The sequence below is a fragment of the Caballeronia sp. SL2Y3 genome, from assembly GCF_022879575.1.
Classification (GTDB): domain Bacteria; phylum Pseudomonadota; class Gammaproteobacteria; order Burkholderiales; family Burkholderiaceae; genus Caballeronia.
In genome coordinates, this window is record NZ_CP084260.1 from 247681 (window position 1) to 269020 (window position 21340).

Genomic DNA, 21340 nt, shown 5'->3' on the forward strand with positions numbered 1-21340 from the left:
TTGCTTTTGGGCGGCGGCGGTCAGACGAGCCGCAGATAGATCAGCTCGCGCTTGATGTACGCATAGAAAATGGGCGCGGCGATGACGCCCGGCAGACCGAACGCGGCTTCCATCGCGAGCATCGCAAGCAGCAGTTCCCACGCGCGCGCCTCGATCTGCCCGCCGATGATCCGCGCGTTCAGGAAGTATTCGAGCTTGTGAATGACGATGAGAAACGCGAGCGACGCGACCGCCGTGCCGAACGACACCGAAAACGAGATCGCGACGATGATGGTGTTCGAGATCAGATTGCCGACCACGGGCAAGAGGCCGAGGATGAACGTGATCAACACGAGCGTCTTGGAGAGCGGCAGGCGTTCGTGAAAGAGCGGCAGCGCGACGAGAAGATAGAGCGCGGTGAACGCGGCGTTGATCGCCGAAATCTTGATCTGCGCGAACACGATGCGGCGGAAGGCGTCGGCAAAACGCGAGACGCGCGTGACGAGCGCCGTCGATAGCGGCAGCCGATGCGTCTGCTTCGGCGCGCCCACCGCGATGATCGCGCCGATGATCATGCCGATCAAAATATGCCCGAAGCCGCGCGCCATGTCCCGGCCGCCTTCCTGCAACTGCTCGGCGTGCTTGTGCATGAGTTCGGCGGCGCGCTCCTTCATCTGGCCGGCGTCGACCGGCAAATAATTCGCGATCCAGTCCGGCACGCGCAGCCGCGCATGCGACGTGACGCTCACCAATTGGTCCAGCAGCCGCTGCAGGCTCGGGACGTCGTGCTCGAAATGCTCGATGGTCGCAATGGTGAGGCCGGTCAGCCCGCCGATGATGATGGCCGAGATCAGCACGACCGCGATCAGCCGCGCGCCCTTGCTCATCACGTGCCGCTCGATGACGGGCGCGATCATGTGTACCAGCTGGAACACGAGCATGCCCGCAAGCAGCGCGCCCAGCAGCTTGAGATGCAGCACGAGGAACATGGCGAGGAACGCCGCGATGTAACTGCCGATCTCCACGGCGGGGAGCTTGGGCAGGCTCATGTCGCTCGTCAGCCTGACGGGGCGCGCCGGCATGTCCCGTACGCGTCGCTCCTCGTTGGCCGCTTCGTTGCGCTTCCCCATGACTGCGTTCCCTTTTCGCTGCTGCCTACCACGGTTGTTCTTGCCGCCGGGCTGCGGCGGTTGTCAGGCGGCCGACTTCGGACGCTGAAGCAGCGGCGCGAGGTAGCGGCCCGTGAAGCTCGCCTTCGACTTCGCGACCTGCTCCGGCGTCCCCTGCGCGATGATCTGCCCGCCGCCCGCGCCGCCTTCCGGACCGAGGTCGATTACCCAGTCGGCGGTTTTGATCACGTCCAGATTATGCTCGATGATGACGACCGTGTTGCCCTGATCTCGCAACCGGTGAATCACTTCGAGCAAGAGCGCGATGTCGTGAAAGTGCAGGCCGGTCGTCGGTTCGTCGAGGATATATAGCGTCCGACCGGTATCGCGCTTGCTCAGTTCCAGCGAAAGCTTGACGCGCTGCGCTTCGCCGCCCGAAAGCGTCGTCGCCGACTGGCCGAGGCGGATGTAGCCGAGTCCCACGTCGAGCAGGGTCCTCAACTTGCGCGCGACGACCGGCACCGCCTTGAAGAACTCGTGCGCGGCTTCCACCGTGAGGTCGAGCACTTCGCTGATGTTCTTGCCTTTGTACTGGATGTCGAGCGTCTCGCGGTTGTAACGCTTGCCGTGGCACACGTCGCAAGGCACATAAACGTCCGGCAGAAAGTGCATTTCCACCTTCAGCACGCCGTCGCCCTGACAGGCTTCGCAGCGTCCGCCCTTGACGTTGAACGAGAAGCGGCCCGCTTCGTAGCCGCGCTCCTTCGCCGCCGGCACGCCCGCGAACAGTTCGCGAATGGGCGTGAACAAGCCGGTGTAAGTGGCCGGATTCGAGCGCGGCGTGCGGCCGATCGGCGATTGGTCGACGGCGATCACCTTGTCGAAGTGCTCCAGACCTTCGATGGATTCGTACGGCGCCGGCTCCGTCGACGAGCCATACAAATGCTGGGCGACCGCGTGCTGAAGCGTGTCGTTGATGAGCGTCGACTTGCCGGAGCCGGAGACGCCCGTCACGCATGTCAGCAGGCCGACCGGAAGATCGAGCGTGACATGCTTCAGATTATTGCCGTGCGCCTCGACGATGCGCAGCCGCCGCTCGTCCGGCGCATTGCGCTTTTCCGGATAGCTGATCGTGCGCTTGCCGGACAGATATTGCCCCGTGATGGAGTTCGGGTCCTTCTGCACCTGCAGCGGCGTGCCCTCCGCGACGATCACACCGCCGTGTTCGCCCGCGCCCGGTCCCATGTCGACCACGTAATCGGCCATGCGGATCATGTCTTCGTCGTGCTCGACGACGATCACCGAGTTGCCGATATCGCGCAAATGCTTGAGCGTATCGATCAGACGGTCGTTGTCGCGCTGATGCAGGCCGATGGACGGCTCGTCCAGCACGTACATCACGCCCGTCAGCCCCGAGCCGATCTGCGACGCGAGCCGGATGCGCTGCGCCTCGCCGCCGGAGAGCGTCTCCGCGCTGCGCTCGAGCGACAGGTAATCCAGCCCGACGTTATTCAGGAACGACAGCCGCGCGACGATCTCCTTGATGACCTTGTCGGCGATCTCGCCCTTCGCGCCGTCCAGACGCAGCGTCTGAAAATAGCCGAGCGTGTCGCGCAGCGGCCAGCCGCTCACTTCGTAGATGCCGCGCGCCTGGTCGCCCGAGCCCACTTTGACAAAGCGCGCCTCGCGCCGCAGGCGCGTGCCATCGCATGTCGGACAGGGCTGATTGTTCTGGTATTTGGCCAGTTCTTCGCGCACGGCGGTCGAATCCGTCTCGCGGTAGCGCCGCTCCAGATTCGGGATGATGCCTTCGAACGCATGCTCGCGCACCGAAGCGCGGCCACGCTCGTTGATGTACGAAAACGGGATCGCCTGCTTGCCCGAGCCGTAGAGCAGCGTCTTGCGCACCTTCTCCGGCAGTTCCTCGAACGGCGCGTCGATGTCGAATTCGTAGAACGCAGCGAGGCTTTGCAGCATCTGGAAGTAGAACTGATTGCGCCGATCCCAGCCCTTCACCGCGCCCGCCGCCAGCGACAGCGACGGATGCGCGACCACGCGCTTCGGATCGAAAAACGTGATCTGGCCGAGTCCGTCGCATTGGGGACACGCGCCCATCGGGTTGTTGAACGAGAAAAGGCGCGGCTCCAGTTCCTGCAGCGAGTACGAGCAGATCGGACACGCGAACTTCGAGCTGAAGAGCTTCTCGTGGTCCGTGTCCATTTCGAGCGCGATCGCGCGGCCGTCGGCGAGGCGCAGCGCCGTCTCGAACGATTCCGCGAGACGCTGCTTCATGTCGGGGCGCACTTTCAGCCGGTCGATGACCACGTCGATCGTGTGCTTGTCGTTCTTCTTGAGCTTCGGCAGCGAATCGACTTCATAGATTTTCGCGACGCCTTCGTTCGCCGTGCCGCCGCCCGAGCGAATCCGAAAGCGGATGAAGCCCTGCGCCTGCATTTCCTCGAACAGTTCGACATGCTCGCCTTTGCGGTCCGCGACCACGGGGGCGAGAACCATCAGCTTGGTTTCTTCCGGCAGCGCGAGCGCGGCGTCCACCATTTGCGAGACGCTTTGCGCTTCCAAGGGAATCAGATGGTCGGGACAATACGGCGTGCCGACGCGCGCATACAAAAGACGCAGGTAATCGTGAATCTCGGTGACCGTGCCGACCGTCGAACGCGGATTATGCGACGTGGCTTTCTGCTCGATGGAAATGGCCGGCGACAAACCTTCGATCAGATCGACGTCCGGCTTTTCCATCAGCTGTAGAAATTGCCGCGCGTAGGCCGACAGACTCTCGACATAACGGCGCTGGCCTTCGGCGTAAAGCGTATCGAACGCGAGCGACGACTTGCCCGACCCGGACAACCCCGTAATCACGATCAGCTTGTGACGCGGCAAGTCGAGACTGACGTTCTTCAGATTGTGGGTGCGAGCCCCACGAATACGAATTTCTTCCACGAGTTTGTTCCGGCGACGAGCGGGGAATGAGGGGGGGCCAAACCTGCTACTATAACGACTTTTGCAGGGCGCGGCGCCCGCGCACCCCGTGCCGCGGGCCGGCCCCAGGCCACCTGCCGCGGGCCTTGCGGCGGTCTTGCCGGCGCAGCGGGCAGCGGCCATGCGCGCCGGGTCGTCCTCTGCATATGGTGCCGTTTCGAGCAAGAACAAGGCGGCCGCGCCTGACGTCGCAACAGGCCGGGCCAGACGCGACCCTCATTCATTTCCCGTCTCTGATGTCCAATCCGTCTGCCACGTCCGCACGTCTCTCCGCGCCGGAATTGCGCGCGACCGTGTCGCTCGCTGCCATCTTCGCGCTGCGCATGCTCGGTCTCTTCATGATCATGCCGGTGTTCTCCATCTACGCGAGAACGATTCCCGGCGGCGACAACGTCCTGCTCGTCGGCATTGCGCTGGGCGCTTACGGCGTCACGCAGTCGATGCTCTATATCTTCTACGGCTGGATCTCCGACAAGCTCGGGCGCAAGCCGGTCATCGCGTTCGGGCTGCTGGTGTTCGCAATCGGCAGCTTCGTCGCGGCCGTCGGGCATTCCATGGCGTGGATCATCGCCGGACGCGTGATTCAGGGCATGGGCGCGGTGTCGTCGGCGGTGATCGCGTTCATCGCGGATCTGACACACGAGGAAAACCGCACGAAAGCCATGGCGATGGTGGGCGGCAGCATCGGCGTGTCGTTCGCGGTGGCGATCGTCGGCGCGCCGATTCTCTTTCACTGGATCGGCATGAGCGGGCTTTTCACGGTGATCGGCGCGCTGTCCATCGTGGCGGTTGGCGTCGTGCTCTGGATCGTCCCCGATCCGCCGACGCGCCCGGTGCACGTCAAGGCGCCCTTCAGCGAAGTGCTGCATAACGTCGAACTGCTGCGCCTGAACTTCGGCGTGCTCGTCCTGCACGCGACGCAGACGGCGCTCTTCCTCGTCGTCCCGCGCATTCTGGAGGCGGGCGGACTGCCCGTGGCGTCGCACTGGAAAATCTACCTGCCGGTCATGGGGCTCGCTTTCGTCATGATGGTGCCGGCGATCATCGCGGCCGAGAAGCGCGGCAAGATGAAGGCCGTCATGCTCGGTGCAATCGGGCTTATCCTGTTCGGACAGTTGTTATTGGGCGTGGCTCCCCATACGCTATGGTCCGTGGCCGCGATTCTGTTCGTGTACTTTTTGGGCTTCAACGTGCTGGAGGCATCGCAGCCGTCGCTCGTGTCCAAGCTCGCGCCGGGCACGCGAAAGGGCGCGGCAGCGGGCGTGTACAACACGACGCAGTCCATCGGCCTCGCCATGGGCGGGGTGGTCGGCGGCTGGCTCCTGAAGCTGGACGGACCGAGCGCGGTCTTCTTCTCGTGCTCGGCGCTCGTGCTGGCGTGGCTTGTCGTTGCAATGTGGATGAAGCCGCCGCCGCGCAAAGCCGGGCGCGCGGCTTAAGAGACGTTTAATCATCTGAATCGAATCAGACGTGCTGTCCGGCTTCGCATGAGAGCGACGCCTGCGCGAACAGCGCCGCACGGCTGATAGTAGGCAAAGAATCAACCGGAGAAATCATGGCATCTGTCAACAAGGTCATTCTCGTAGGCAATCTGGGCGCGGACCCGGAAACGCGCTACCTTCCGAGCGGCGACGCCGTGGCCAACATTCGTCTCGCGACGACCGACCGCTACAAGGACAAGGCGTCCGGCGAGATGAAAGAGCTCACCGAGTGGCATCGTGTCGCGTTCTTCGGGCGGCTCGCTGAAATCGTCAACGAATACCTGAAGAAGGGCTCGTCGGTGTACATCGAGGGCCGCATCCGCACGCGCAAATGGACCGATCAATCGGGACAAGAGCGTTATTCGACCGAAATCGTCGCTGACCAGATGCAAATGCTGGGCGGACGCGGCGGTGCCGGCGGCGGCGACGATGGCGGCTACAGCCGCAGCGCGCCGATGGAGCGCTCCGGCGGCGGCGGAGGCCGGGCGCCTTCCGGCTCGGGCGGCGGACGCGCGGGCGGTTCCGGTGGCGGCGCGAGCCGCCCGAGCGCGCCTGCCGGCGGCGGCTTCGACGACATGGACGACGACATTCCGTTCTGATAAGCGCTCCGGCGCGCGACGCATCGAGAAAACGGGTCTCCTGCTTCTGGCAGGAGGCCCGTTTTTTATTTCTCTCAGTGTTTTTTGGCAAATTCCGACGGGCATTTGCTATTTACTGGCGGCGATTAGAACGTCGCCGGGTGAATCGCTGTCATTCGGCATATATTCAAATCGGGCGTAATCGGAGTAGTCCGATGGTTTGGAATTAGCGCACATCTTATTTTGATGGGAAATATTCTGTAATACTGAGAGAGCTATGTTTGCGTTTGGTCATCTTATTGCGGAAACGCAAGTCTGAAAGCAAGTCAAATCGAATAGCGCCGCTCGGGCAGGCGTTTGGTTTTCCGAGCGCGTCATTGCGCTAATCCGCGCGCACATCGGCGGCGTTTCGATGGCTCGCGCGTCGAAAGGCGCCACTAAAACATAGAGATAACCGGGGGCCTATTCATGCTTCGTGTAGTGTTGGCCGACGACCATCCTTTCGTAGTCCTTGGAATGAAGGCGCTTATCAATGCGGACGAAGGATTGTGCGTGATTGGCGAAGCGAGAAATGCGAGTAGTTTGCTTACTGAGCTACGGAAGACGCCGTGCGACGTGCTCGTCACCGATTTCGCCATGCCCGAGCCGGGCTGCGACGCCCAGGACGGGCTCTGCTTGATTCGCAAGGTCAGACAGGATTGGCCGGGCATAAGCATTGTCGTGCTGACCAGCGTCAGCAATGTCGCCATTCTTCGCTCGATTTTGAATGCCGGCGCAATGGGCCTCGTGGACAAGGCCGAACCCATTGAGCTTGTGCCGACCGCCGTGAAGCAAGCGAGTGTTGGCCGCCGCTACGTGAGCGCATCGTTTCGCGCGGCCCTCGCGGAGGCCGGCGCCGAAACGCCTTCCTCGCCCGATGCGCCGCGCCTCTCGCCGAGGGAAATCGAAGTGGTCAAACTATTCGCGAAAGGCCGCTCCATCACCGAGATCGCGAGAGAGTTGCAGCGCGACGTGCGCACCATCAGCCGACAAAAACGCGATGCAATGAACAAGCTCGGCGTGAAGAACGATCCCGGTCTCTTCGCGTTCGTGCGAGCACGCGGACTATGCTGATTTGCGTAGGGCAGCATTTCCAATTCAGATGCATCTTATGTCTTTTGGGGGGGTGGTGCCCGATGCTTATATTCGGGATCAGGTCTGCTTGTCGGACTTCATAACTAAGGGTTTGTGTCGATGGAATTCGGGAATGGTAGCGAGGTCTTCTCGCGTGCAAGGCGGATAAGGTTGGCGATAGCGGACGACCACCCGCTCGTCATTCTGGCAATTGAGCGGCTTGCGGCGAACTTCCCCAACGTGGAAGTCGTCAGCCGAAGCGCCAATTCCACGCAATTGGATGAATCGCTGGCACGCGGCGATTGTGATGTCGCGCTCGTGGATTTTTATATGCCGGGCGGCCGATACGGAGACGGCATTCAACTCATCCAGCACATCGCGCATTGTTATCCGGACGTCCGCATCATCGTTCTGTCACGCAATGATAATGCGGCACTTGTCAGGCAAGCATTGGACGCTGGGGCGCACGCGTTCCTGAGCAAGGAAGACCGGCTCGATCTGGTGTACGTCGCCATCGTATCGGCCATCGCGAACGAAACGTACCTTGGTCCGGCGGTCCGCCGAACCATGGCGGTGGCCAGTGTCGAGAGCCGCGCCCGCTTCATCCGGCAGCGCCTGACCACGCGGGAACTCGAAGTCATCGAGCGTTATGCGCGAGGCGCGAACGTGACGGAAATCGCGAAAGAACTCGACCGCAGCGTGAAGACCATCAGCGCTCAGAAATGCGCGGCCATGCGCAAACTCGATTTGTCGACAGACGCCGATCTTTACCGATTCATTGCCGACAGCGATCTGCTCTGAGAGCAAGCAGTAATCGCCAAGAATAAAAGCGAGTGTGGGGAGCGCACCGCCGTCCAATGGCCGGCTACTCGCTATGAGACCAATAAGACGAAATGAGAAAACATTCGCCGCTGAGGGCCATTGTCGCGGACGATCATCCCGCAGTCGTCAAGGGAATCACGACGTTTCTGGAGCGGGACGGTGCAATTCAAGTGGTCGCCACTGCGCAAGATTCGTCGCAGTTGGCCGAGGCGGTCGGCTCCGTGCCTTGCGATTACGTCTTTGCTGATATCGGCATGAGAGGTATCGACGGGGAAAGCAATTCGATCGCCTTTCTTAAGCGTTTCCTGTGGCAGAAAACCCGGCCCCGCGTGATCGTCGTCACCATGATGTCGCATAACCGGATGTTGGCCGGCTTGATTCAATTGGGGATCAACGGCATCGTCGACAAGCGCGACTCCCTCGAATGCCTTCTCGAAGCCATATCTGTCACCCGGGAAGGTCGCTGCTTCCTCTCGCCTTCGGTGGACGAAGCGGTCGCTCGGCTACCGGGTACGGTGCCGGCGCTAGCCGGCGTCCTGAGCAAGCGTGAGTGGGAAGTCTTTCGGCTGTACGCGAGCGGCCTGCTCGTGCATGAAATCGCCAAGCGCTTCGGCCGAAGCAGCAAGACCATCGCTACGCAGAAGCGCAGTGGCATGCGCAAGCTCGGCCTCGAGTCGGAGACCGAACTCGTCGAATACTTGCGTCAAGTCGGGCTCGTATGAGCGAGATTCCGCATTTTTCGGAGCGGCATAAGAAATAATTCGGACGCCTCTGATTTTCCTCTGTTGCTCGCACGATCAGACTCATAAGTTGGTCGTCGAGATTGCTCGGTGCAGTCTGCCCCATGGGCAGCCCATCGGAGCGCGCATTTTCGGAGAGGGTCGAATTGAGGTCGTTGCTCGCACGCTGTTGGTTCGTCGTCGGCTTTCTTGTCTCGCCGCTATGCTTCGCGTCCGGTGCGGCGCAGTCGCGGCCTGCAAGCGCGCCGCTTGCGGTGGTCTGGGACGTCAGTGCCCTTCGTTTGCTGCCGGTGTTGATCGGCGTCGCGGCCGTTCTGGCCGTCACGCTTAGGGCGTTCATCCTTCTTCAGCGTGAGATGAACCGTCGCATCGAGACGGAACAGCGTCTCGCGACTCAGTTGAGCTTCCAGCAGACGATGATGGAAGTGGTCCCGTATCCGCTCGTCGCGAAGAATATGGAGAACCGATACATCGCGGTGAACCGCGCGTTCGAAGCGGCGCTCGGCGTGCGGCGCGAGGACGTCATCGGGCGCACGAGCATCGAAGCGGGGGCGTGGGGCGAGAAACACAGCCGGATCGTGAACGAGATTTCCGCCGCTACGCTGCAGTCAGGCCAGGGGCAGGAAGTCGAGGCGGAATTCGTCGATAATCGCGGCCGCTCGCGTTACGGACTCTTCTGGACGGGCGCGTTTTCGGCGTCCAACGGTGAGCGCATGGGCGTCGTCGGGACGATGATCGACATCACCGACATTCGCGATGCCGAAATGCACGCGCGCCAGACCGAGCAGCGCCTTCACGACGTGACGCGATCCCTGCCGGCGGTCGTTTTCCAGTTGCGCCGCACGAGCAGCGGCAAATACAGCCTCCCGTACATCGACGGTGACACGCGGCAGCTGCTCGGCCTCGACCTCGCGGCGCTCGCCGCCGATCCGACCACGATTCTGCAGCACGTCGACGCACAAGACAGCGGGCGGCTCTTCGGCGAGATCGAAGCGTCGTCGCGCACGCTGGACCCCGTGCACACCGAATTCCGTTCCACCGTGAAAGGCGTCACGCGCTGGATACGCGCCGATCTCGTCGCGCATCGCGAAGACGACGACTCGGTCGTCTGGAGCGGCTATTGGGCCGACGCCAGCGTCGAGCACGCGCGTGCCGAGGAGCTTGCCCGTGCGAGAGATGCGGCCGAAGCCGCCTCGCGCGCGAAGGACGATTTCCTCGCAATGATGAGCCACGAGATCCGCACGCCGATGAACGGCGTGCTGGGACTCGTCGAGGTCATCGAGAACACGCCGCTCAATCCCGACCAGTCGCAAATGCTCGGCATGATTCAGGATTCGGCTAGCGCGCTGCTGCAAATTCTCGACGACCTGCTCGACTACACGAAGATCGAGGCGGGGCGGCTGGACATCGAATCCACGCCGATCGACTTGCGCGAACTCGTCGACAGTGCCGTCGGCTTGCTCGCCGGGCGGGCGCACGAAAAGGGCTTGAGGGTGCGCGTGGACGTCGCGCCGGATGTGGCGGCGCGCGTTAGCAGCGACAGCGTGCGCCTGCGTCAGATTCTCTTCAATTTGATGAGCAATGCGATCAAGTTCACGATCAAGGGCGAAGTTTCGCTGCACGTGAGAGCGGTCGAACAGTCTGCATCCGAACAAGTTATCGAACTGTGCGTGAGCGATACGGGCATCGGCATCGATCCCACAGCGCAGGCGCGGCTCTTCGAACCTTTCGTGCAGGCCGAAACCTCGACCACGCGCCGCTTCGGCGGCACAGGGCTCGGACTCACTATCTGCTACCGGCTCGTCGACCTCATGGGCGGCACGCTTACGCTGCAAAGCGAAGTGGGCGTCGGCACGTCGATGACCGTCCAGCTCAAGGTGCCGGTCGAGACTCAGCAATATCAAATGGAAGGCTTGCGCGGGAGGCGCGGCATCGTCGCGATCGACGACTCGCGTGTCGCGGCGGCGCTGCTCGGGTACGGTCAGGCGCTCGGACTGGAACTGGAGCGGATGGAACCAAATGATCCGCGCTTGCGCCGGCTCGCGACGTTCGATGGCGTCGATCTCGTCTTTTTCAGCGATACGCGTAAAGAAGCGCTGCGGCTCGGCTCGCGCGTGATCCATGTCACCGAGAAGCCGAAGCCCACGGGCTATCGCATTCTGGAAGACGACATTCGCGTCAGCGTGAATCCGCTATCGTGGCGCGGCCTCGGCGCGGCGTGCGTGGCGGCGCTCACGGGCATGCCGCAAGTTGCGGCGCACGGCACGCTCGGCCACGAGACGCGCATGGAAGCGCCGGGCCGCGAAGATGCGCTGCACGAAGGCAAGCTCGTGCTCGTCGCGGAAGATCATCCCGTGAATCAGGAACTCATCCGGCATCAGCTTTCGCTGCTCGGCTTTGCGTGCGATGTCGTGCAGGACGGAGCAGAAGCGCTGGCCGCTCTGGAGACGACACGTTACGGTTTCCTGATTACCGATTGCCATATGCCGAACATGACCGGCTACGAGTTGGCGCGGCGCGTGCGGGCGAAAGAACGGGGCACGGGGCGTCACTTGCCGATTCTCGCCATTACGGCGAGCACATGTTCGAGCGAGGCGACGCGATGCCGCGAAGCCGGCATGGACGATTTCCTCGTCAAACCGACGCGGCTCGCCACATTGCGCGAGCATCTGAACCGCTGGAAGGCGTCGGGGCGTCGCGAGCGCAGACACGAAGCGCAGATGCATCGCGCGTCGGACAGAAGGCTGGACCGCGACGCCGAACTCGATCTGAGCGGCATGGCGCAGCTCTGGGGCAGCGAGGCCACCGTGAAGGCATTGCTCGATGCCTTCGTCACTTCGTTCCGCGACGACCTCGAAGCGCTCGAGCCGTTGCTGGAGCGCGGCACCATCGAGCATCTGCGCGAATGGCATCACCGTGTGCTGGGCGCGGCGAGCGTGCTGCAATACAGGCCGTTGCTGGATGCGCTCGAAGAATTCCGGCGCGATCTGCCGAACAAGAGCCGTGAGGTCAGGCGGCGCGAAGGGCTCGCGCTGATTGATCGATGCACCGAATTGCTCGGGCGCATCGAAGCGCAGTGCGCCGCACTCGCGTAAGCACGGCTTACCCGGATGCCGGGACGAGGCCCGCTTCGACAGGCGCGCGGTCCCGGAAATACGACAACGCGAAGTCCACGAATGAACGCGTCTTCGCCGAGACATGCCTGCGGCCCGGATAGACGATGGATACTTCCTTGTCCGCATCCCTGAGCCGGTAGCCGGCGAAGAGCCGCACAAGGGCGCCGGCCTGGATATCGCGCTCGACGTAGCTTTCGGGCAGCACGGCGATGCCCATGCCGGACATCGCAGCCTGACGCAACATCGGCGAGCTGTTCACCGTGTACGCCGGGTCTAGCGAGACCTCTTCCGATACGCCGGAAGGACCGGTGAAGGTCCACGTCGAGCCGTGTATGTCCGCTGATGGCGCAAGGAAGTCGTGCTTGGCAAGCGATGCCGGACGCGCGGGCGTGCCGCGGCGCTCCAGATATTCCGGCGAGGCGACGACCGCCGCCGCGACCTTGAAGAGCGGTCGGCTGATGAGCGTGCCGCTGTTGACGAGATGCGGCACGACAATGCCGGCGTCGAACCCTTCATCGACGAGGTCCACCGGGCGGTGCAGCAGCGTCAAACGCAGCTTGACGCTCGGATAGCGGTCCCGAAAGGCGCGCAGCATCGGCGTCAGTTCCAGCAACGAGAACGATGCGGACGCGACGAGCTTCAATGTCCCCGACGGATCGACGGAACTGTTCGCAACCGATGCCTCGATTGTCTCCACTTGTTCGATCACCGCGCGACAGCCCTCGGCGTAGCTCTTGCCGGCCTCGGTCAGCGACACGCTGCGCGTCGTGCGGTTCAAAAGGCGCGTATTGAGATGCGCCTCCAGCAGCGAGACGTAGCGCGTGACGACCGCATTGGAAAGATCGAGCGCCGCCGCCGCGCGCCCGAACGACTCGGTTTCGGCGACTTTGAGGAAGACGCGCATCGCTTGCAGTTGATTCATGGTGAGACGGTTTGCCGAGCGATGCGGGACGCTCTTTCCCTGATGTTGACGAGCGGAAGATGCGCCGCTCTCGCGTGCGCGATGTTAATGGGGCACAAGATTAAGGGTAATCAGAGGAGTCCGACTGTTTACGCCTGTGGTGTTCGGGCCACTGTCGCATGTCCGCAACTGAACGCACGGACCGGCGCGCGCGGCAACATTTCAGTGCGGTGGTAAGTGCAAGAAGCCTAAGCGTTTACTCATATTGAAATTCCATTTTTTGAATTGTTCGAAAAGATTTTTGTGTGTCCTTGGGCTGGTCGCCGCAGAGGCGAGCCATACACTTTGGGCTGCCGAATATCGGTGAAAGGCATACGGCGGGACAACTCCCGACATGTCGAGACGCCGCGAGCAACCCTATCGAGTCGTAAGACTCTTTCTAAGGAACACACAATGAAGAAGACTCTGATTGTTGCGGCCGTCGCCGCATCGTTCGCAACTGCCGCGAGCGCGCAGAGCAGCGTTACGCTGTACGGCCTGGTCGATGCGGGCCTGACGTTCGTGAACAACGTGCAAGCACCGCGAAGCGCCGACAACTACAAGACCAACTCGTGGAGCATGAGCGGCGGCAACGTGCAAATGAGCCGTTGGGGCCTGCGCGGCGCCGAGGATCTGGGCGGCGGCATGAAGGCGATCTTCACGTTGGAGAATGGCTTCGACGTCGCGAACGGCGGCAACCTCGGCGGTAATGGCTTCGGTCGCCAGGCTTACGTCGGTCTGTCGACGAACGCAGGCACCGTGACGCTCGGCCACCAGACCGACTCCGTGACCGACTACCTCGGCCCGCTCAGCGCGAGCGGCACGTGGGGCGGTACGTACTTCGCACATCCGGGCAACCTGGACAACCTGAACGGCGACCTGTTCCGTGAGAACAACTCGGTCAAGTTCCAGAGCGCAAACTACGCTGGCCTGACGTTCAGCGGCCTGTACGCGTTCTCGAACGCTGCCGGTAGCTTCGCAGCCAACCGTGCGTACAGCCTGGGTGCGGGCTATGCCAACGCCGGCCTGAAGCTCGGCGCGGCATACATGCAAGCCAACTTCCAGAACGGCGGTTCGGGCACGGGTGCAATCACGGGCGCGACGGTCGACGTTCCGAACCTCGACCGCAGTGAAATCAGCTTCGCTGGTATCGATCGCCATCGTACGTTCGGCGCAGGCGGCAGCTACTCCATCGGCGCGCTGACGTTCGGCGCACTGTGGACGCAGACGCGTCAGGACAGCAACACGTTCAACGTCGGTTCGAACATCATCAACAACTACGAAGTGAACGGCCGTTACGCGCTGACGCCGGCGCTGTCGCTGGGCGCTGCCTACACGTTCACGAACGCGAAGTTCGACGACGCCCTGCACAACGGCGATTCGACGCGCGTCCGTTTCCACCAGTTCGGCCTCCAGACGGACTACGCTCTGTCGAAGCGTACCGACATTTATGCTGAAGGCGTGTTCCAGATCGCGAGCGGTCTGCCGGAAGGCGTGATGCCTTTCGCAGGCATCAACGGCGCGCCGGGCGGTGCATCGTCGAGCAGCCGTCAGGTTCTCGTGACGACGGGTATCCGTCACCGCTTCTAAGCAGTCTCGGCAGTATCGAGCTGTAGCTAGCTAGCAGAGAAGGGCGCCGCGAGGCGCCCTTTTCGCATCTGCGGGTGGCTCGTCCGCTGCCAACTGCGCCCCGACTCCGAATGCACTACCATAAGACGCGGCCGACGCGTCGCCATGAAAACGGAGAACCGGGAAATGATCTCGACACGCAAGCCGCATGTGTTCTACTGCGCAGCCATCGTTGCCGCGATGCTCGCATCTACCATCGCCCATGCCGACACCGTCGCGCTGAAGGCGAACCTTCAGCCGTCGAGCGAAGTGCCGCCGCGCGTGAGCAAAGGCCACGGCACGCTCGACGCCACTTTCGACACGAATACCAGGCAGCTCGCCTGGACCGCGACGTACGCCGACCTCTCCGGCCCCGTCACGATGGGGCACTTCCACGGGCCCGCGCCGGTCGGGCAGAACGCGAAAGTGCAGGTTCCCGTCGATAAGGGCGCCCTTGCCAGTCCCATGTCAGGAAAGACCACGCTCACGGAACAGCAGGTTTCCGATCTCATGGCGGGGCAGTGGTACTTCAACGTCCACACGCAAGAGAATCCGACCGGCGAAATTCGCGGTCAGGTCATGCCGTCGAACTGACGTGAACCGCCAAATCGAAGGACAGGAACGCGCGCGATGAGTTGGCAAAGCGCATTCGCGTGCTGGGTCTTGCGGCGCCGGATGCGTCCGGAGACCGCGAAGCCCGTGCTCGATGTCGAGCGCGCCCGCGCGTACACGTCGCGCCGGCTATGGTCGCCGCCGGTGCCGAAGGGCTGGCAACTGGAAGTCGGCGCGAACGGTGAATGGCTGCGCTCGGCGGCATCGCGCAGAACGATTCTGTATCTGCACGGCGGCGGCTATTACTTCTGCTCACCGCGTAGTCATCGCGCGATCAGTTTCGGGCTGGCTGTGCGCGCGCAGGCCAATGTGTTCTCGCTGGATTACCGGCTCGCGCCCGAGCACCGCTTTCCGGCCGCAGTGGATGACGCCGTCGCGGCCTACCGCGCGTTGCTCGCCGATGCCGCGCCGCAAACCATCGTGATCGCCGGCGATTCGGCGGGCGGCGGTCTCGCGCTCGCGACGCTGCTTGCCTTGCGCGATGCGGGCGACGCGCTTCCGGCAGGCGCCGTGCTCTTTTCGCCGTGGGCGGACCTGACGGGCAGCGGCGCGTCGATGACGAGCAACGAGGGCCGAGATCCGATGTTCCACGCCGCCGTCTTCCCGAAGGTCGCCGCGCAATATCTGGGCGATGCCGACGCCGCGCATCCTTATGCGTCTCCGCTTTTCGGCGATTACGACGGCTTGCCGCCCTTGCTGATACAGGCCGCCGACACTGAACTCCTGCTCGACGATTCCACGCGCGTCGCGGAGAAGGCGCGAGCGGCGGGCGTTCGCGTCGATCTGGAGATCTGGCGCAACGTGCCGCATATCTTCCCGATCTGGGCGCCGTTCATGCCCGAAGCGCGGCAGGCGCTCGCGCACGCCGCCCGTTTTATCGACGACGTGACCGGCGCGCCCGCGCCGCATCATCGGCTGCCCATGACTTCGATCGTCTGATACGCGCGTTCGACCGCCGCAGTGCCATATTGCCGCTCGAGCCGCCGCACGGTGAAGTGACCGTGCGCCATCTGCTGGAAGTGATCGATGAAGACGGTGTTGACCATCGCGCCGAGCACCGCGCCGATCGCTGGGATCGACTTGGCCGCCACCTGCTCGCTGACCTGCACGGAGAACCGCGAGGCAATGGTCTGCAAAAATTTGAGCAGCGCCGTCGATCCGTGGCCGCTCAGCCCCTTCGCCGTGATCTCGCTCGTCGCCCGCGAGACGGACTGCGCCAGCGCGCCGCGCACGATGAAATAGCCGAGATCGGCGTTGTCGTCGTCCTTACGCGTGCCGCCCATGCCGAGCACCATCAAGCATTGCAACTGCGTTTCCACGCGATGCACGTCCTCGCCCTCGCTTCGGGCGATATCGCAAATCGAGCGGAACATCAGCGTGGTCGTGACCGGCAACTCGACCGGCAGCGCGAAGAGGCCGAATGCGCCGCCCGCCGCGCCGGTCGTCGCGACCGCGAGCTTGTGGAGCAGGTTGTTCGGCTTGTCGGGCGGCGGCGCGAGCAGCGAACCGGCCGGCGCGCTCTTGCCAAGCGTTCGCAGCGCGAGTTGCAGGCATTTCTTGAGCGCGAGTTGCGTCGCTTCGTCGACTTTTTCCTGCGCGGCGGCGGGCAGGCGGCCCATCAGCTTCTCGATGGGCGCGCCGATCACGCTCGCCAGCTTCATCGTGAGCGACGGACTTTCGAGCGCTTCCTTGGCGCGGGAGAGGGCGGCGAAGTCCTCCGGCGTGAGCGGCGAGGTGATGATGGGCGTCGGTTCCATGCGTCGTTTCTTGATCCTAAAAGGGTGATTGACCACGCAGCTTAGAGCGCGGCACCGTGCTATGATTCCATTTAAGTTGACTAGTCAATCATTGCTCTTACAAAAAATGGCCGTTCATACAGCCGCGCATCATTCGAGCGGGCAGGTCCTCCCGTTTCGCGAGTCCCTCATGGCGATGCTGGGCATCTCCTTCGTGACGATGCTTGTCGCGCTCGACCAGACGGTCGTCGGCACCGCGCTGCCGACCATCGTCGCGGAGCTTAGGGGCTTCGACCTCTACGCGTGGGTCGCGACTTCCTATCTCCTGACGTCCGTCATCACGGTGCCGATTTTCGGGCGGCTCGGCGACTACTACGGCCGCAAGCCGTTCGTGATCGCGTCGATCGTCGTGTTCACGGTTGCTTCCGTGCTGTGCGGGCTCGCCAACAGCATGATGTTCCTCGTGCTCGCTCGCGGCTTGCAGGGCATCGGCGGCGGCATGCTGGTCGGGACGGCGTTCGCGTGCATCGCGGATCTCTTTCCCGACAACGTCGTGCGCCTGCGCTGGCAAGTGCTGATGTCGTCGGCGTTCGGCATTGCAAACGCGGTCGGGCCGTCGCTCGGCGGTTTCCTCACGCAGTACTACGGCTGGCGCTCCGTCTTCTACGTGAATCTCCCGGTCGGCGTGCTCTCGCTGTTCTTCGTGTGGCGCTTTCTGCCGCATCTTCGGCATGTCGCGCACGAAGGCAAGATGCGGCTCGACTGGCCCGGCGCGGTGCTCATTGCCGTTGCGCTCGGCGCGCTGCAATTGTTTGTCGAACTGTTGCCCAAGCATGGCGTGAGCCTGGAGACGGCGACGCTGCTCGTGGCGAGCGCCGCCGCGGGCTTCGCGCTCTGGAAGTGGGAAATGCGCTGCGATTACGCGATCCTTCCCATCGACATGTTCCGCAACCAGAGTCTCGCGGCGCTCTTTACGCTTGCGATTCTCGGCGGCTTCACGATGTTCTCGCTGCTCTTTTACGCGCCGCTCCTGTTTCAGGGCGGCTTCGGGATGTCGCCGCAGGGCGCGGGCATGATGATTACGCCGCTCGTGGTGTTCATCACCATCGGCAGCATTCTGAACGGGCGCATCGTCACGCGGCTGTCGAACCCGAACCGCATGCTGTACATCGGCTTCGGATGCCTCGCCGTGTCGTGCCTCGGCGTGGTCGTCGCGACGCACACGATGCCGCGCGCGCTGCTGCTCGTCTTCATGCTGCTCGGCGGTCTCGGCCTCGGCTTCGTGATGCCGAACCTGACCGTGTTCGCGCAACAGACGGCCGGCCGCCAGCATCTCGGCATCGCGACTGCGCTGTTGCAATCGCTGCGCATGATCGGCGGGATGATCGGCACCGCGCTGACCGGCACGCTCGTGAGCCATTTGTACGCGAGCGGCGTGAGCCTCGCGCTGGAGCGGGATCACGCGATGCGTTGGTTCGCCGACCTCTCCGACCCGCAGATTCTCATCAACCACGAAGGACAGCAGACGCTGCTCGCCCAACTCTCGACGGCAGGCCACAACGGCGCGATGCTGCTCGAAGCGGCGCGCGAGGCGCTGGTCGCGGCGATCCACATCGGTCTCGCTGTCGCGGCGGTGGTGGCGGTGGTGTCGGTATGGCAATCGCGCCGGGTGCCGCTCGTGCGCTTGAAACGCCAGGCTGAACCGGTCATCCTCGCCGAATGACGATCAAGGGAAGCACAAGCATGAACGAACAGGATCGGATCGCCGTGGTGCAACAGTTCGGGCGCACGTATCGCGCGTTCATGTCGGCGTTCGAGCTGGCGGTCGGCCAGCCGATGCCGCGCTGGCGCATTCTGCTCGCGCTGCACGAGCACGCGGGCGTGCTGTCGCAGAAGGCGCTGGTTGAGCGGCTGCGCGTCGATCCGGGCGCGCTCACGCGGCAGTTGAAGACGCTGGAATCGCTCGGCTGGATCGTGCGCAGCGTCGATGCGCGCGACAATCGCGTGTCGAATGTCGCGTTGACGGCGCAGGGCCGCGCCGCCACGGAAGAGGGCCTGCCGCGCCGCAACGCGTTTCTGCACGACACCATGGCCTCGATGCCCGACGACGCGATCGAAGCATTATCCGGCGCGCTCCAGATGCTCGAATCGCGCATTCAGGAAGTGGCCGCGGCGAGCGCGGCGGCCACCGCCGACGACAAGGCTTAGAAGAACGTTTCGATCACTTCGGTCACGCGATACTTCCGGTCGACGACGAGCACTTGCCGCCATTTGTCGAACGTCAGGCACGGGTGCGAGATGTCGAACGCGATCATGTCGCCGACCTTCACGTCGTCGCCGGGCTTGATCCGCATGTACGCGTGCTGGTCCATCAGGCCGAAGATCTCCCAGCCTTCCTCCGGCGACACGTCGCGCGGCGCGTCCGCGCCCGGACGATAGTGCTTCGCCGGCTCCGGCATGCCCGCATCGAACGCGGAATCGCGCTTGCCGAGCCCGATGATCGCGCGGTCCGGCTCAGGAATCGACTGCACGTAGGCCCACAACTGAAGCGCGGGCTTCAGCCCCTGACCCATGCTCTTGGCGATGGGATTGCGCGCGAAAATCTCGTTCTGCGCCTTTTTGTAGATGCCCACGTCGTGCGTCAGATAGCAGCCGGGGCGCAGCACCACTTCGATAGCATCGCTGGTCGCTTTCGCGAATTCGTCCGCGACGACGTCATACCACGCCGATCCTGCGCCGGACAGAATCGCCGGCTTGCGCGCGATCTTTCCCTCGTCGATCAGCTTGCGCGTGACATCGACGGCGCTCTTCAGGAATTCGCGCACCTTCGATTCGTCCTGCAACACGCCTTCGTACAACTCCACGCCCGCCAGTTCGATCACCCCCGGCCAGCGCGCAATCGCGGCGAGCACGGCTTCGCGTTGCGCGTCGTCGCGCACGCCGGTGCGGCCGCCCGGCACGCCCATTTCGATCAGCACGTTCAGCTTCTTGCGCACGTCCGTGAAAAACGCGCCGAGTTGATCGACGCCATCGGCTGAATCCACGAGGCAGAAGAATTCGAAGCTCGGATCCGTGAGCAACTCGGCGATCATGCCCATGTTGCGCTTGCCGACGAGCTGATTCGCCATCAACACGCGATGCACGCCGCCGCGATACGCCGCGCGCACCTGATGCGCGGTCGCCAGCGTGATGCCCCACGCGCCCGTATCGAGCTGACGGCGAAAGAGTTGCGGCGCCATCGTGGTCTTACCGTGCGGCGCGAGCTTCACGCCGTATTCCTCGACGAACGCCTGCATCCACTTCAGGTTGTGCTCGATGCGCTCGGCGTACAGCACGGCGGCGGGCAGGCTCACGTCTTCTTCGAGCAGATTCCATTGCAGACGGCCGGCTTCCCCCAACGGGATGCTCGTGCCGGGCACCATGCCGAGACCCTTGCCGAACGGGTCGATCGTCGCGCTCTGATAGTTTGTAACTTTCATGTGCTGCTGCTCCATCGTCCGAATAGATGCGTTTGTGTACGCGCTTGAAAGCCTTCACGGTTGACGGCACTATGGTACCCAAAGTAGGATCGGCGTTGAATTGTTATTTAGTAACACGCGCCCCGAGTAAACCCGACACCATGAACGGCCCCGCCGATCCGCAGAGCTCCGATATCGTCGCGCGCATCGCCGAGCGCGCGCCACTGCTGCGCAGCGCGGAGCGCAAGGTCGCCGCGCTGATTCTCGACGATCTCACGGGCGCGTCGCGGGCGAGCATCGGCGCGCTCGCGGAGCAGGCCGATGTGAGCATTGCCACGGTCACGCGCTTCGCAAAAGCCGTCGGTTGCGAAGATGTGCGCGAGCTGAAGCTGCGGCTCGCTCAAGCGGCGGCGGTCGGCCAGCGGTTCCTCAAGCGCGAGCCCGACGCGTTGCCGGACTCGCTCGCCGCGCGCATCTTCGAGGAAGTGCAGACAACGCTCGCGCAGAATCAGGGCGCGCTGCGCGCCGCGCCGGTCGCCGAAGCCGCCGATGCCCTCGCCGCCGCGTCGATGATCTACGTGTTCGGCATGGGCGGCGGTTCGACCGCGCTCGCCGACGAGATGCGTTTTCGGCTGGTTCGCCTCGGGCGGCCCGTCGCGTCTTATCAGGACGGGCTGTTGCAGCGCATGGTCGCGTCGACGTTGTCGAAGGAGCATGTCGTCGTCGCGCTTTCGGTGACGGGGCAGACGCCCGAGATGGTGGAAAGCTGCCGGCTCGCTCGCGAATACGGCGCGCGCGTCGTCGCGCTGACGGCGCCCGCTTCGCCGCTCGGCGCGCTCGCGGACTGGCTCATTCCGGTCATCGCCATCGAAACGGACTTCATCTACAAGCCGTCGTCGTCGCGCTACGCGATGATGATGGCGCTCGACCTGCTTGTCACCGAACTTGCCGTGAAGCAGGCCGACCGCAGCCGCGAACTGCTGCGCCGCATGAAACACGCGCTCGACGCGCATCGCGGCGGCGGCGAGCGCCAACCTTTGGGAGATTGATC

The 21340-nt window shown here is 63.4% G+C and carries 17 protein-coding genes; 12 read left to right on the forward strand and 5 right to left on the reverse strand.

From position 1 onward, the window contains the following. Positions 1-20 precede the first annotated feature (20 nt). Together LDZ26_RS01245 and uvrA are read right to left on the reverse strand one after the other, a co-directional pair. The gene (locus LDZ26_RS01245; RefSeq protein ID WP_244847823.1) at positions 21-1109 is read right to left on the reverse strand and encodes an AI-2E family transporter; all 1089 of its coding nucleotides are present in this window, start codon (positions 1107-1109) and stop codon (positions 21-23) included. Positions 1110-1172: 63 nt separating this feature from the next. Beyond that, positions 1173-4046: an excinuclease ABC subunit UvrA gene (gene uvrA, locus LDZ26_RS01250; RefSeq protein ID WP_244847825.1), complete on the reverse strand. Its 2874-nt coding sequence runs from the start codon at positions 4044-4046 to the stop codon at positions 1173-1175. A 275-nt stretch (positions 4047-4321) separates the two neighbouring features. On the opposite strand from uvrA, the gene LDZ26_RS01255 reads away from it, so the two are divergent. The 6 genes from LDZ26_RS01255 (at position 4322) to LDZ26_RS01280 (ending at position 11914) form a co-directional block, all read left to right on the forward strand. Then, complete coding sequence (locus LDZ26_RS01255) at positions 4322-5524, forward strand: MFS transporter (protein ID WP_244847826.1); 1203 nt, start codon at positions 4322-4324, stop codon at positions 5522-5524. 116 nt (positions 5525-5640) lie between these two features. After that, complete coding sequence (locus LDZ26_RS01260; protein ID WP_206467456.1) at positions 5641-6165, forward strand: single-stranded DNA-binding protein; 525 nt, start codon at positions 5641-5643, stop codon at positions 6163-6165. 459 nt (positions 6166-6624) lie between these two features. Further along, on the forward strand, positions 6625-7257 hold the full coding sequence (locus tag LDZ26_RS01265; RefSeq protein WP_244848816.1) for a response regulator transcription factor: 633 nt from the start codon (positions 6625-6627) through the stop codon (positions 7255-7257). A 120-nt stretch (positions 7258-7377) separates the two neighbouring features. Next, positions 7378-8058 (forward strand): response regulator transcription factor, encoded by a 681-nt coding sequence (locus tag LDZ26_RS01270; protein ID WP_244847827.1) that lies wholly within the window; start codon positions 7378-7380, stop codon positions 8056-8058. Between the two features lie 92 nt (positions 8059-8150). Next, positions 8151-8801 carry a response regulator transcription factor gene (locus LDZ26_RS01275; RefSeq protein WP_244847829.1) on the forward strand — a complete coding sequence of 217 codons (651 nt, stop codon included), beginning with the start codon at positions 8151-8153 and terminating at the stop codon, positions 8799-8801. A 173-nt stretch (positions 8802-8974) separates the two neighbouring features. Continuing rightward, positions 8975-11914 carry an ATP-binding protein gene (locus LDZ26_RS01280; protein ID WP_244847830.1) on the forward strand — a complete coding sequence of 980 codons (2940 nt, stop codon included), beginning with the start codon at positions 8975-8977 and terminating at the stop codon, positions 11912-11914. A gap of 7 nt (positions 11915-11921) precedes the next feature. On the opposite strand, the gene LDZ26_RS01285 is transcribed toward LDZ26_RS01280, so the two are convergent. Beyond that, positions 11922-12857, reverse strand: a complete 936-nt coding sequence (locus tag LDZ26_RS01285; RefSeq protein WP_244847832.1) for a LysR family transcriptional regulator — start codon at positions 12855-12857, stop codon at positions 11922-11924. Between the two features lie 432 nt (positions 12858-13289). On the opposite strand from LDZ26_RS01285, the gene LDZ26_RS01290 reads away from it, so the two are divergent. The 3 genes from LDZ26_RS01290 (at position 13290) to LDZ26_RS01300 (ending at position 16034) form a co-directional block, all read left to right on the forward strand. After that, on the forward strand, positions 13290-14465 hold the full coding sequence (locus LDZ26_RS01290) for a porin (RefSeq protein ID WP_244847833.1): 1176 nt from the start codon (positions 13290-13292) through the stop codon (positions 14463-14465). A gap of 165 nt (positions 14466-14630) precedes the next feature. Further along, entirely contained in the window at positions 14631-15077 is a 447-nt protein-coding gene (locus tag LDZ26_RS01295) for a CHRD domain-containing protein (protein WP_244847835.1), read from the forward strand. Positions 15078-15113: 36 nt separating this feature from the next. Continuing rightward, complete coding sequence (locus LDZ26_RS01300; protein ID WP_244847836.1) at positions 15114-16034, forward strand: alpha/beta hydrolase; 921 nt, start codon at positions 15114-15116, stop codon at positions 16032-16034. Here LDZ26_RS01300 and LDZ26_RS01305 read toward each other — a convergent pair. Further along, positions 16004-16852 (reverse strand): EcsC family protein, encoded by an 849-nt coding sequence (locus LDZ26_RS01305; RefSeq protein ID WP_244847837.1) that lies wholly within the window; start codon positions 16850-16852, stop codon positions 16004-16006. The two genes, LDZ26_RS01300 and LDZ26_RS01305, sit on opposite strands and share 31 nt — an antisense overlap. 106 nt (positions 16853-16958) lie before the next feature. Between LDZ26_RS01305 and LDZ26_RS01310 the strand changes: the two genes are divergently transcribed. After that, complete coding sequence (locus tag LDZ26_RS01310; protein ID WP_244847839.1) at positions 16959-18554, forward strand: MFS transporter; 1596 nt, start codon at positions 16959-16961, stop codon at positions 18552-18554. A 20-nt stretch (positions 18555-18574) separates the two neighbouring features. Then, positions 18575-19039 (forward strand): MarR family winged helix-turn-helix transcriptional regulator, encoded by a 465-nt coding sequence (locus LDZ26_RS01315; protein ID WP_244847840.1) that lies wholly within the window; start codon positions 18575-18577, stop codon positions 19037-19039. Here LDZ26_RS01315 and LDZ26_RS01320 read toward each other — a convergent pair. Beyond that, a complete protein-coding gene (locus LDZ26_RS01320) occupies positions 19036-20310 on the reverse strand; it encodes an amino acid deaminase (RefSeq protein WP_244847841.1) in 1275 nt (424 codons plus the stop codon). The two genes, LDZ26_RS01315 and LDZ26_RS01320, sit on opposite strands and share 4 nt — an antisense overlap. 140 nt (positions 20311-20450) lie before the next feature. Here LDZ26_RS01320 and LDZ26_RS01325 point away from each other — a divergent pair, with 140 nt between their 5' ends. Further along, entirely contained in the window at positions 20451-21338 is an 888-nt protein-coding gene (locus LDZ26_RS01325; protein ID WP_244848817.1) for a MurR/RpiR family transcriptional regulator, read from the forward strand. Positions 21339-21340 lie beyond the last annotated feature (2 nt).